Source organism: Haloarchaeobius salinus, from assembly GCF_024464185.1.
GTDB classification, from domain to species: domain Archaea; phylum Halobacteriota; class Halobacteria; order Halobacteriales; family Natrialbaceae; genus Haloarchaeobius; species Haloarchaeobius salinus.
Genome location: NZ_JANHAU010000010.1, coordinates 1 through 12,743 on the forward strand (window position 1 = coordinate 1; position 12,743 = coordinate 12,743).

Annotated in this window: 8 protein-coding genes; 5 read left to right on the plus strand and 3 right to left on the minus strand. The window is 66.3% G+C overall.

Going from position 1 to position 12,743, the window contains the following annotated elements:
* Nucleotides 1-695, plus strand: a 695-nt coding sequence (locus NO345_RS19350) for a hypothetical protein (protein WP_256302034.1), incomplete at its 5' end; no start/stop codon positions are given.
* 1,414 nt (nucleotides 696-2,109) lie between these two features.
* Here the strand turns inward: NO345_RS19350 and NO345_RS19355 are convergent.
* Together NO345_RS19355 and NO345_RS19360 are read right to left on the minus strand one after the other, a co-directional pair.
* Entirely contained in the window at nucleotides 2,110-2,280 is a 171-nt protein-coding gene (locus tag NO345_RS19355; RefSeq protein ID WP_256302036.1) for a hypothetical protein, read from the minus strand.
* Entirely contained in the window at nucleotides 2,253-3,020 is a 768-nt protein-coding gene (locus NO345_RS19360) for a helix-turn-helix transcriptional regulator (protein ID WP_256302038.1), read from the minus strand. The genes NO345_RS19355 and NO345_RS19360 overlap by 28 nt, the downstream gene beginning before the upstream one ends.
* A 247-nt stretch (nucleotides 3,021-3,267) precedes the next feature.
* Between NO345_RS19360 and NO345_RS19365 the strand changes: the two genes are divergently transcribed.
* From NO345_RS19365 to NO345_RS19385, 4 genes are all read left to right on the plus strand, one after another.
* The gene (locus NO345_RS19365) at nucleotides 3,268-7,977 is read left to right on the plus strand and encodes a carboxypeptidase regulatory-like domain-containing protein (RefSeq protein ID WP_303647114.1); all 4,710 of its coding nucleotides are present in this window, start codon (nucleotides 3,268-3,270) and stop codon (nucleotides 7,975-7,977) included.
* Between the two features lie 150 nt (nucleotides 7,978-8,127).
* On the plus strand, nucleotides 8,128-9,837 hold the full coding sequence (locus tag NO345_RS19375; RefSeq protein ID WP_256302040.1) for an NAD(P)/FAD-dependent oxidoreductase: 1,710 nt from the start codon (nucleotides 8,128-8,130) through the stop codon (nucleotides 9,835-9,837).
* A gap of 245 nt (nucleotides 9,838-10,082) precedes the next feature.
* On the plus strand, nucleotides 10,083-11,627 hold the full coding sequence (locus tag NO345_RS19380) for an SLC13 family permease (protein ID WP_256302042.1): 1,545 nt from the start codon (nucleotides 10,083-10,085) through the stop codon (nucleotides 11,625-11,627).
* A gap of 305 nt (nucleotides 11,628-11,932) precedes the next feature.
* On the plus strand, nucleotides 11,933-12,352 hold the full coding sequence (locus NO345_RS19385; protein WP_256302044.1) for a hypothetical protein: 420 nt from the start codon (nucleotides 11,933-11,935) through the stop codon (nucleotides 12,350-12,352).
* Between the two features lie 25 nt (nucleotides 12,353-12,377).
* Here the strand turns inward: NO345_RS19385 and NO345_RS19390 are convergent, their stop codons facing one another.
* Entirely contained in the window at nucleotides 12,378-12,665 is a 288-nt protein-coding gene (locus tag NO345_RS19390; protein ID WP_256302046.1) for a DUF6360 family protein, read from the minus strand.
* Between the last annotated feature and the right edge of the window lie 78 nt (nucleotides 12,666-12,743).

The window sequence follows — 12,743 nt, forward strand, 5'->3', positions numbered from 1 at the left end:
CGTTGCAAGCGAGTCAGTGCTACGCCACGACCGGAGCACGCATCCACCTCGACGTCGATGTCGATGGGGCGTCTCTCGGTGAACACGTCACCGTCGACGGGACTTCCGAAATCGATGTCTCCGTCGCCGGAACTGGCCCCCTTACGGATGTCGACCTCTTTCGCGACGGCGAGTGTATCGACTCCGTCGACTGTACGACGGGTGCCAGTCGATACGAAATCCGGTGGTTCGGCACGCGACCACGAGTTCGAGATAAGGTCGTCGACTGGAGCGGCGGGCTCACACTCGACGCCGGTTCGTTCACCGATGTCGAACCCTTTGGCTTCCAGCATCCCGAACACGGGCTGACGTCGACGACGACGTCGAGTCTGGAGTGGATTAGCAAAACCGCGGGCAACCATCAGGGAGTTCGTTTCGACGTCGACGCCCCGGCGGACGCAACGGTCTCGCTCCACACGCCGATGTACAACGGTTCGTTCCACATCGACACGATTAGCGACGACCGCATCAGCGACTTCGATTCGGTCGACGGAGAAATCGTCTGCCGTGAGATCGGAGCTACGACCACGACTGATACGACTTTGACGTTCACCGACGACCCAGACCCGGGCACTCACATCTACCACGTCAGGGTTCGACAGGCTGACGGTGAGATGGCTTGGAGTTCACCCATCTCCGTTATGACCGAGCACTGACCCACTCAATCGAGTTTCATCCGATAGTTCGCATCAGTCACGACGTCGTCGTACATCCGGTCGAGCACGTCGAGTGTAGATTCGAAGGTTACGGAAGTACGAGGAGAAAGCCCCGTTCTTCACAGTAGTTGCCGAACCTAACTGAGGCTGCGGTTCGTAGTCTCAGGGATGGTCGAGACAGCCGAAGCAAAACAGGTCTGTCGGGCGGCCTCAACGTTGGTGTATCCGGCGCTCGATTTCGACAGGAAGCCGTGTGGAACCTACACGAGAGAGGACTTCGAGCAAGTTCTCTCTCGGATAGCGTTCGATCAAGAGTTCGCCAATACCGGCGGCAAGACCGTTCAGCTGGACCGCTCCGAGCCTGTCGACATCTACTGTGAAGGGCGAGGCTTGCGCTCGAAAATCACGTCACTCCTTTCCAGTGGCTCACCAGCTCGAACAGCAGCGTGATCGCACGAGACGAACTTCGTGTGAATTGCCACACTCGGATTCCCCCGTCGAGACGCGTCGACAACCGTCGAGAGGGACGCTAGTTCACTCTCCATAGTTTCACAATCGGCCAAAACACCCGCAAGAAGGACGCTACCGCTGTGAGTAATCTGACTGTGAAACTCGAACCACCGGGAAACTACCGGAATCGGTGGAAACGGATACGCGATACACAACGCATGAGGGCCACGAATTCGGCCATTTCAGGATCACCCAGCCACCACTGTACACCTGTTCCGAATCCCCCACAAATCATACTCAGACAAAACCGCAAGATGGAGACCGATTGTGAAGATTCGGGTCAGTAGGCCAACATACAAGGCGTGATCTTCGACGCATTCCCACGACCCCACGACTGCACGAAACAGCGGCTGAAACCCCAGAAAATCAACGACGATCCATCTTCACTCTCGCGACGACCACGACACGAACACCCTCCACGATATCTTCACAATCGGTTTTCACGGGTCTTCTTGCGGGTGATTTCACCGATTGTGGAACTGAGCACAGACCCCTAGCGGCCCTATGGTCCCTTCTGCGGAGCGGAACTCGGTGTGATCTCTCTGTGGAAATAGCAGCCCCCCTGAACATGTAGTAAGCGTCTGCTGAGCACGTTTCCGTCTGGACGTCGAAGAGGGATTCAGCACCGGTATCCCTGTGAGCCATCCAACCAGCGGTTCCGGTTCACTTGCATCGGCGAAGAGCAAGTCACGCACCCCAGCGAAATCGGATTCGAATAGACAGCGAACTCGGGAGTGTCACGGTTCACGGGCGACTGAGCCAGTACGGTCCGACTCCGAGATCCGTGATGTCTGGGACGGGATAGCCACCACAGAATTGTCCCATCTATACAATTCCATTCGGTCGGGGTAGCTGGTGGGGCCGGTGGATTCTCGATGGACGGGGCACACAAATCGACGGCCGCTCACTCCGATAACAACCACTCGGCCCGCTCGATGTCGGCCTGCGAGTTCACGGTGACCCGGTCACCGTCGAACGGCTCCGTCAGGACGTCCCAGCCGTCGACGATTGATGTATGTATAGTCCGCGTCCGGTGTGGGAGCGCAGTCAGATCGGTGTCGCCGTCCGTCGGCACTCCTCGTAGACTCCCTCGAGCCACGTTCTCGCAGCGGGGCGGTCCGATTCCACGTGGACGGTCGGAAGGCCCGTTGCGGGGTCGTGGCCGACGATGGTGACGTCCTCGTCGTCGATGGCGAACGAGAACGGGACCGTCTCGTCGTCGGCGACGTAGATGGAGAGTGAGTCGGCGGAGACGACATCGTGGAACTCGTCCCCGGCCACCGTCTCGTGTGTCTCCAGCGCGCTGGCCGTGAATATTCGCTCGATGAGTTCTTTGTCCGCCAGGCTGTGACCCGCTCGACTCATCGCTTCGGACGCGGTCGGGTTGGCGATGGTGCCGCGGGAGTTCGTCGTTTCCTCGAAGCGTTCGGTGACGCGGTCGACGACGCGGTAGGGGTTCGACGAATCGGCGACGATGACCTCGGCGTCGCCGAGCAGGTGTGCGTTGGCGGTCAGTTCGGGAGCGTCGACGAGTTCGAGGAGCGGTGCGAGGCGATCGACCGTGTCGATAGCGGACAGATAGTACTCACTCGACGCCAGTAGTGCCGCACCGTGTGCGGTCGTCCGGTATCCAGCGTCCGTCTTCTCCAGGAACCCACGCTCTTCGAGGGTGACCGTCGCGCGGTACGCCGTCGTTCTGGAGAGTGTCGTGGTCTCGGTGAGCTGGCGTCGGGTCAGCGTCGATTCGGAGCAGGCGAGGAGAACGGGTGTTCGTCGGAGCAGGGAGATGGCTGCGTCGTGGTCCGAATCGTCCATGCGGTACGTCTTCAGCCGACCGTAATAGTGTTTCAGTTCCAACTCGACTGTTCACCACCGAACAGCTGGCCCATCGAAAACCTGTCAATCCATCGATGGCTATAACCGGGGCTTGTCCAAGCAGTACCCCAATGGACGGTGAATCGGGACAGAACCTCCGCAGTGGAGCGCAAGTGGGGCAGGTGGGTCTTATCCTCGATGGGGGAGAGAGGACTCTGACAGGGCACGGTTCGAGCGAGGGCCGGCGATGAGACGGGGGCTCTCCCTCGCACTGGTGGTGTTCGTCGTCGGGAGCGCCGCGGTCGCGGGAATCGGGGTGGCGACCGCGAGTGGTGCACCCGGGACGGCGACCGACCGCACGGTCGGGACCCCGGGAACGCTCGCGGCCGACGACAACGGGACGCTCTCGGGGACCCTGACCGACGGCGCGACCGGCGAGGCGCTCTCGGGTGTGACCGTAACGGTGGACGACGGGGACGACGTGCAGACCGTCCAGACTGACGGGAGCGGCACGTACTCGGCGACGGTCCCGAACGGCTCCGCGGTCACGGTCTCGGCGACCGCGACCGTCGCGGGTGCCGAAGACAGCGTCGAGATCGCCGCGACGAGCGGGACGACAGTCGACGGGACGGCGACCGCGGATCTGACGCTGTATCCGGACCTCGCGGGGTCGGGCACGCAGGCCGACCCGTATCAAATCGGGTCCGCGCGCGGGTTGCAGGCGATGAGCCTGGACCTCGACGCACACTACAGGCTCGTCTCCGACGTGAACGCGAGCAGGACGGTTGCGTGGAACGGCGGGAAGGGGTTCGACCCGGTCGGGGACAGCTATGCCGCCGGCTTCACGGGGACCTTCGACGGTGACGGAAACACGATTACGGGGATGACCATCGACCGGCCAACGGAGAGCAACGTCGGAGTGTTTGGCTCCACCAACGGCGACATCTCGAACACCACGGTACGTGAGGCGACCGTTACCGGTGACAAGTGGGTCGGCGGACTCGCCGGCGACCTCTACGGTTCGGCGACTGAGGTATCGGTGTCTGCGAACGTCAGCGGCACCGACGACGTGGGTGGACTCGTCGGCTATCACTCGGGGTCGGTGGACAGATCGGCGGTCTCGGGGACCGTCAGTGGCACCGACGACGTGGGTGGTCTCGTCGGCAGCACAGGCTCGGGTGCAGCAGTAACTGATTCCCACGCCGCCAGCACAGTGAATGGGGGGTCAACGGTGGGCGGGCTCGTTGGCTACCTCGCGACGTCGGCGACGGTCACGGACTCCTACGCCACCGGGGACGTTTCCGGCGGCTCCGAGGTAGGTGGTCTCATCGGGAAAGCGAGTTCGTATTCGACGGTCACCGACGCGTACTGGGACGTGGACACGACCGGTCAGAGTTACTCCGGTGGCGACGGCACGGGACTCACGACCGCGGAGATGACCGGTATCGACGCCACCGAGAACATGGCGCTCGACTTCGGGAACACGTGGGCCGCGACGACGGGCTATCCCGCCCTCCGTTGGAACGACGCCACCGCGGGGCCCGTCTTCGCGGTGACGAGCGTCGACGCGCCCGCCACCGTCGCGGCGAACCGGACGCTCACCGTGGACGCGACCGTCGAGAACGTCGGTGCCACAGACGGAACGACGGACGTGACGCTGTCGTTCGACGGGAGCGAGATGGCCACGGAGTCGGTGACGGTCGCCGCGGGCGCGACCGAGACGGTCACCCTCGAGGGTGTCGTCCCCGCCGGCACCGCACCCGGCGACTACGACGTGACCGTCGAATCACCCGACGACGGACTGACCGAGAGTACCGAGGTGCGGCCGCTCAGAACGGTCATCGGGACGGTCACCGACGGCGTGTCCGGCGCTGCCGTCGGCAACGCGACGGTCACGCTGGCGTACGCCTCCGGAGGGACCGAGACCGTCCGAACCGACGCCATCGGCAGGTTCACGACCGAGGTGGTCGACGGGAGCGAGGTGACCGTGACGGCGAACGTGACCGCGGACGCCGTCGACGACCCGCGGATCGACGCCTCGGAGACGCTCACGGTCGACAGCGACGAGTTCGTACGGCTCGAACTCTGGCCCGACCTCGACGGCGAGGGGACCGAGGCGAACCCGTACGAGATAGCGAACGCCTACGAGTTGCAGGCCATCGGACTGGACGCCGGGGCGAACTACACGCTCGTCTCGGACGTGGACGCGAGCGGGACCGACGACTGGTACGCGACGGTGGGGACCGAATCGAAGGGCTTCCTCCCGGTCGCGCTCGACGGCGGCTCACTCGACGGCGCAGGCCACGCCATCACCGACGTGACGCTGTTCGGCGACGGCTCGGCCGCCGCTGGCGGCTACGTCGGCCTGTTCGGGACGATCAGCGACGGTCGCGTCTCGAACCTCTCGGTCGTGAACGCGACGCTCGACGCCAGCGGCGGGACGTACCCCGGACTGTTCGCGGCCTCGGTCTACGGTGGAAGCACGATAGCGAACGTCAGCGTCTCCGGGTCCGTGACCTCGAACGCCAGTCGCGTCGGGGCTATCGGCCGGCTCGGAACCGGCGAGCTTCGTGGCGTGACGGCCGACGTCGACATCGACGGGACCGCAGACACCGTCGGGGGGCTCGTCGGCGAGAACCGCGGCGTCGTGAGAGACTCGACCGCCGCGGGTTCCGTCACGGGCGGGTCGTCCGTCGGCGGTCTCGTGGGCGTCAACGACGGCACCGTCTCGACATCGTTCGCCACCGGGGCAGTCACCGCGGACGCTGGAGACGTCGGCGGCCTCGTCGGAACGGACGACGACGGCACCGTCCAGAACGCCTACTGGGACGTGAACGCGACGGGCCAGTCCACCTCCGCCAGCAACGCGACCGGCCTCACGACCGCCCAGCTGACCGGCGTCGAACCGCTGTCGACGATGGCCGGATTCGACTTCGAAAACAGCTGGCAGCTCTCCACCGAGTACCCGCAACTCAAGTCCTCCGGAGTCGCACCCGTCGGTCCGCTCGCAATCGAGGGCGTCGAGACGGACGCCGAGGTCGTCAAGGGCGAGACGCTCGCGGTGAACGTGACCGTCGAGAACGTCGGCAGCGTCGCCTCGGACGACCGGGTGACCCTCACCAGCGACGGCGAGACGGTCAACCGAACGGACCCACTGGCGCTCGCGCCCGGCGAGAACCGGACCGTCTCGCTGGCATGGACGCCCGAGGACGTGTCCACCGGCGAGTACGCGCTGACCGTCGCATCCGCCTCCGACGACGATTCGACGGCCGTCCAGGTCGTCGGTGTCGGCACGGTCGAGGGGACCCTCACCGACGACACGACCGGCGCGCCCATCGCGGGTGCGACGGTCACCGTCGAGAACGGGACGTACGGGCCGTACGACGTGACTGCCGGCACGGACGGGTCGTTCGTTCTCGCGGGCGTCCCCGAGGGAGACTACGACGTGTCCGTCGAGGCCGACGGCTACCACAGCGAGTCGCTGACGGGTCTCTCGATCCGCGACGGCGACGTGACCGACCTCGGGGCGCGCCCCCTCTCGGGTAACGCCTCCATCGGCGGAATCGTCGAGGACGCACACTCGGGCACCCTGCTCCGGAACGCGACCGTGACTGTCACGAACGGCAACTGGACGGACACCGAACGGACCGCCGCCGACGGCACGTACACCATCGAAGGCGTCCCCGGAACCGGTGACGACTATCGGGTGACGGTCGACCCGGTCGCCGCGTTCCGCACCTCCGCGGCGACAACCGTGACCGTCGCATCGAACGGGACGGTGACGACGGACCTCGCCCCCGACCGGGTGTCGACGTACTTCGCCGTCGACCGACTCGATTCGCCCACCTCGGTCGATGAGGGCGACGACTTCACGGCGAGTGCGACGGTGACCAACCTCGGCGGCGACCGCGGGAACACGACCGTCGAGTACCTCCTCGATGGCACCGTCGTCGACACCGCACAGGTGTCCATCGACGCCGGGAACGGCTCCACCGTCTCGTTCGAGTACGCCATCGACGACACGGGAACCCACAGCCACGGGACCCGGACCGTGAACGAGACGACCACGACCGACATCGACGTCGAGGCTGCTGCCCGCGGAGGTGGCAGTGGGGGCGGTTGGGACGGTGGCAGCGGTGGCGAGAACGACGATGGAGACGTCTCGAACACCGACGACGATACCGAGGAGACTGGGCCGGTGAACGCCGAGACGGACGGCGAGGGGCGCGCCACGGCGACCGTGTCGGTCGATGTCGACGAGACGGTCCGGGTCGACCTCGGCGATATCGTCGTGAACTCCGACGCTGGAGTCGCCATTACACAGGTCAGTCTCACCTTCGGCGACAGTGCGGGTGACGTCACGTTCACAGCCGAAACGGTACCGGAGCCACCAGCAACGGTGAGCCCGCTCCGGGATGACGGTGACGACCGCAGGGCGCTCTCGTACGTCGAGATGACCACCACGGTCGATGGCGAGGACGCGAGCGAACGCCTCGACTCGGCGACCGTCCGGTTCACGGTCCAGGCCGACCGAGCCACCGAACTGGATATCGCTCCCCAGGACATCGTGCTCTACCGTTTCGACGGGGAGCGCCACGAGTGGGAGGAACTGGATACCGAGGTCGCCAGCACCGGCGACGGACGGGTCGTCTACAACGCGACGACGACGCAGTTCTCGGTGTTCGCGGTCGGCGGACGGGCTGAAGCCGGTGGCGAGCCCGACGGGACACCGACCACCGACGGTGCCACATCGACGCCGCGGCCCCCGACGTCGACGCCACAGCCACCGACGTCGACCGCAGAGACGCCCACGTCGACGGAGCCCACGCCATCGGAGTCCAGCACGACCGACCCCGGAACGGGGTCGACCAACGGCGGTGCACCTGGGTTCGGGGTTGGTGTCGCGGTCATCGCACTCGTCTCGACCACGTTCTTCGTGCGAAGTCGGCGAACGTAGTAGAACCCGTCGGAGTCCGTGAGAGGACGAGACGGACGTCGCTGCGACCACGGTCGTCGGCCCAACTGTTTCAACTCTGACCGGATTCTCACGGGGTGAATCATCGTCTCAACGGATGCCTATAATCGTGACCTGTCCGTCGAACTCTCCATGCAACCGGCAGGACCGAACGCGGCCACCGGCCGTACTCGACAGCACGACCGACACCACTACCGGACAGACGGCGGCGCGTCGCTCGCAGACTCGTACGACGTCGTCGTCGGGGGATCCGGGATGTCTTCGTCGACCACCGCGATGATACTGGCGAGACACGGGCTCGACGTGGCGATGATCGAGGCCGGGTCGCACCCACGGTTCGCCATCGGCGAAGCGATGCTCCCCCAGAGTTCGATGTGGATGTGGATCGTCGGGGAGTACCACGACATTCCGGAGATCCAGTACCTCAGCGACGCGAACGAGATCGTGGACAACATCACCCCCTCGTGTGGGGTCAAACACTCGATCGGCTTCGCCTATCACGAGCCGGACCGGCCGGTGACGGGGGACCACGTCCACCAGCTGATTCCCCCGAACCTGCCGTTCTACAGCGAGAGCCACCTGCTTCGCGAGGACGTCGATCACTACCTCGTCGAGTCCGCCCGGAAGTACGGTGTGGAGTACGTCGACGAGACCGCGATCGTCGACGTGGACATCGGTGAGGACGAGGTGACGGTGACGACCGACCGCGGAACCATCGAGGCGACGTTCTACGTCGACGGGACCGGTGGGAGCTCCGTCCTCGCGGAAGGGATGGGGTATCGCGAGGACGCTCCGGAACTGGAGACCGACTCCCGGGCGATATTCACGCACGTCGAAGGCCTGGCCCCGTTCGACGAGCTGCTCGCGGCAGACGCTCGACCCGAGCAATCCAACCGTCTCCACGACGGGACGCTCCACCACGTCTTCGACGGCGGGTGGATGTGGATCATCCCGTTCGACAACTTCGAACGGTCCGAGGCGACGAAGGCCAGCGTCGGCCTGGTTCTGGACCGAGACCAGCATCCCGTCGACGAGTCCGTGGACGCCGAGACGGAGGCCCGGCGCATCCTCGCCGAGTTCCCGGACATCCAGCGCCACCTCGACTCGGCGGACCCGGTGCTGCCGTGGGTCCGGACCGGTCGACTCCAGCGCAGCGCCAGCCGGTCGTCGGGTCACCGACACTACCTGACCAACAACACCTACGGGTTCGTCGACCCGCTCTACGCGATCGGCCTGGTCAACACCTTCGAGTCCGTCTTCGTCTCCACCTCCCTCCTGCTGGACGCGTTCGAGGCGGACGACTTCTCGGCCGAGCGCTTCGCGCCCATCGACGAGATGCACCGCCGACAGCTCGCGACCAACGACCGCCTCATCAGCAACGCGTACAAGTCCATGGGCGACTTCCGGACCTGGAACGCGTGGACGCAGATGTGGCTTGGACAGGTCCTGTTCCACGACCTCTACATCCAGCGTCACTGCCTCAACTACCTCGAATCGGGGGAGACGACCGCGTTCGACCCACTCCTCGAAGAACAGTCACCGGGCGACGGCGCACCGTTCGCGGGACAGAAAGCGGTGATGCACCGGACGATGGCCGACGTACTCGACGCCTACAGCGGCGGTGAGATGGGTGCGTCCGAAGCCGCCGACCGGATGTTCGGGGAGATGCGCCGGGCCGACTGGCTCCCGAAGCACGTCTACGACTGGGGCGACGAACGAGCGCGACACGTCGACTTCTCGGACCCCGAACTGGTCGGGGCACTCATCGAGTGGGGGAAAACCGACTCCCCCGACCGCCTCCGTGAGAACCTCTTCGATTTCGACGTCCCCGAGATGGCGTGACCGGGTCCGGGCTGTTCGTCCTGCCCGACCGAGCGGACCGGCGCTCCGTCGACGGCTCGCCGTCGTACTCGCGGATCTGCGCGCCCGCGTAGCCGGCTGCGAGGACGAGACCCTGCATGGTCGCGGGAAGGGTGGGCGGAGAGGGGTCACGGTCACGAGGCGGGTCGCTCGCGCGGCACGGCAGGGGTGCAGCGGACCGTACAACTAAGACCATCAGCACGGTGACAACCAAACGGATAGCTTCGATGAGGTCGATACTGGGCTCGCGTCGGCTGGCACTCGTGACCGCGGTCGTCCTGACGGCCGTCGTGGCGACGGTTCCGACCGACAGCACGCTCACCGTCGCCGGCCAGTACGCGGTCGCGACGATGGTGTTCGCGGCGGTGCTCTGGGTGACGGGTGCGATTCCGTTGCCGCTGACGGCGCTGACGGTGCCGATCCTCCTGACGCTGTTCGGCGTCTACCCGGACTTCGGCGACGCGGTCGCGGGCTTCGCGGACCCGGTCATCTTCCTGCTGCTCGCGGGGTTCATGTTCGCCGAGGCGCTCCAGGAACACGGCGTCGACCGACGGATCGCCCTCGCGATACTCGTCCGCTTCGGGACGTCTGCGCGGGGGCTCGTGCTCGGCGTCATGGTCGCGACGGCGCTGCTCTCGATGGTCATCTCGAACACGGCGACGGTCGCGATGATGGTCCCCATCGTGCTCGGCATCATCGAGAGCGTCACCGACCTGACGGGCACGGAGCCCGGGGATGGCGACGCCTCGAACCTCCAGGTCGGGATGCTGCTCGGGGTGGCGTACGCGGCGAGCATCGGCGGCGTCGGGACGCTGATCGGGACGCCGCCCAACGCCATCGTCGTCGGGCAGCTGAACGAGCTGCTCGACTTCGAGATCACCTTCGTCGAGTGGCTGGCCATCGGCCTGCCGATGGTGGTCGTCACGCTCCCGGTCGCGTGGGTGCTGCTGACCTACGTCGTCTACCCGCCGAGGCGGTACGACGTGAGCCGGGCGCGAGAACAGGCGCGGGAGCAGCTCCGGTCGATGGGCCCGCTCTCGCCCGCGGCGCGTCGAACCGTCGCCATCTTCGGGCTGACAGCCCTGCTGTGGCTGCTCGGTGGCTTCGAGTCCGCCTTCGACGGCGTGCTCCCGGAGCAGTGGTACGTCACGCTGTTCGGCGGGGCGGGCGAGACCGTGTTCGGGACCACCGGCCACGCGGGCGTCCTGTACTACGTGCTGGTCGCGCTCGTGGCGATCCCGACGCTGGTCGTCAGCGACGCGGTGGCCTGGGACGACCTCACCGACATCGACTGGGGGACGCTCATCCTCCTCGGCGGCGGTATCTCGCTGGCGAACGGGCTCGCGGACACGAACGCGACGGTCTGGCTCGCGGACGTCACCCTGAACGCGCTGACGGGGACGCCGCTCGTGGTGCTGTTGCTCGTCATCGTCGCGATGACCGTCCTCGTCGGCGAGCTGGCCTCGAACACCGCGATGGCGGCCATCCTCGCCCCCCTGCTCATCAACGTCGGCCCGGCGTACGCGGGTGCGGTCGGCACGTCGAGCGAACTCGCGTCGGTGTTCCTGGCCGTCACCGGTGCCATCGCGGCGAGCTACGGCTTCGCGCTGCCGGTCGCGACGCCGCCCAACGCCATCGTCTTCGGCGCTGGCTACGTCGAGCGCGAGCACATGCTCCGGGCCGGCATCCTGCTCGATGTCGTCGTCATTCTCATCACGACGGGGCTGGCGTACCTCCTGATCCGCGTGCTCTGGCCGGTCGTGCTCGGGTGAGGTGTCCATCACCCGGAGGTTGGACTGTATCCCATAATCCGTGTGGGCAACGACGGGTGCAGCTTACGGCGACGGCTGCCCGCCCGTAGCTCCCCCGGACAAAGCACTTACCGACGGACCCGAAACCGGCGGGAGATGTCAAGCCGCAGAGCCCTCCTCCAGGCGGGTGCGCTCGGACTGACGGGCGCGCTCGGTGGCTGCCTCCTCGGGGTGAGGCCAACGACGGTGCCGGCCAGACGCCCGTGAACACCACCCGAACGACCGCTCCAACGACGCAGCGCACAGCCGAACCCGACTGCTTCGAGGTGACGCGACCGACCACCGACGAGTCGAACGAGCCCGACGCCGTCGCGCCCGCGTCGTACCCCGGACCGCCGTCGGACCGCACCGACGAGAGCGACCTGACCGGGTTCGCCGAGTCGTTCGAGCGTGCGTTCCGGCGGAACGGTCTGGTCCGGGAACACGGCGGGGACCTCGTCGAGTTCGGCTTCACTACCGACGAGACGTGGACCGAGAACGCCCCGGACGACGGCGGGGTCGCCGGCGTCGAGTACCGGTACCACTACACCCTCCGCGACGGCGTGATCGCGGACTCACCGACGAACGTCGCCGTCTACTACGTCGACGCGTCGGTCGCGGTCCGCGCCCACGCGAGGGGCCGGCGGGATGCCGGGACGGAGCCGGACCCGATGGAAGAGGGCGTCACGGTCGCCTGCTTCGACTGACGCGAGTCACCGTCGTTCGTCCCAACTACGACCCGTCGCCGCTCGCCTCGACCCGGTCCGCCTGCTCCACCAGCTCGGCGGCGAGCGTGCGGGCCTGCTCGGGTGTGAGCTGCAGCTCCTCCGTGTGCGCCGGCAGGACGTCCTCGGTCATGTTGTCGAGTTCGAACTGGAGCTTGACGTGGTCGGGCGACTCTCTCGCCGCGGTCGCGTTGCACACCGCGAACACCTCTTCGGCGAAGTCGTGGCCGCGCACCGTCGCGTCGACGAGGTCCAGCGTCGTGTAGGCGTTCACCTTCAGCAGTCGGTCGGCCATACCGGATGGAGTGCCGCGAGGCACTTAGCGGGCGCGACCGTGGCAACGACGGGCGAGCGGTCCACCCTACAACCGACA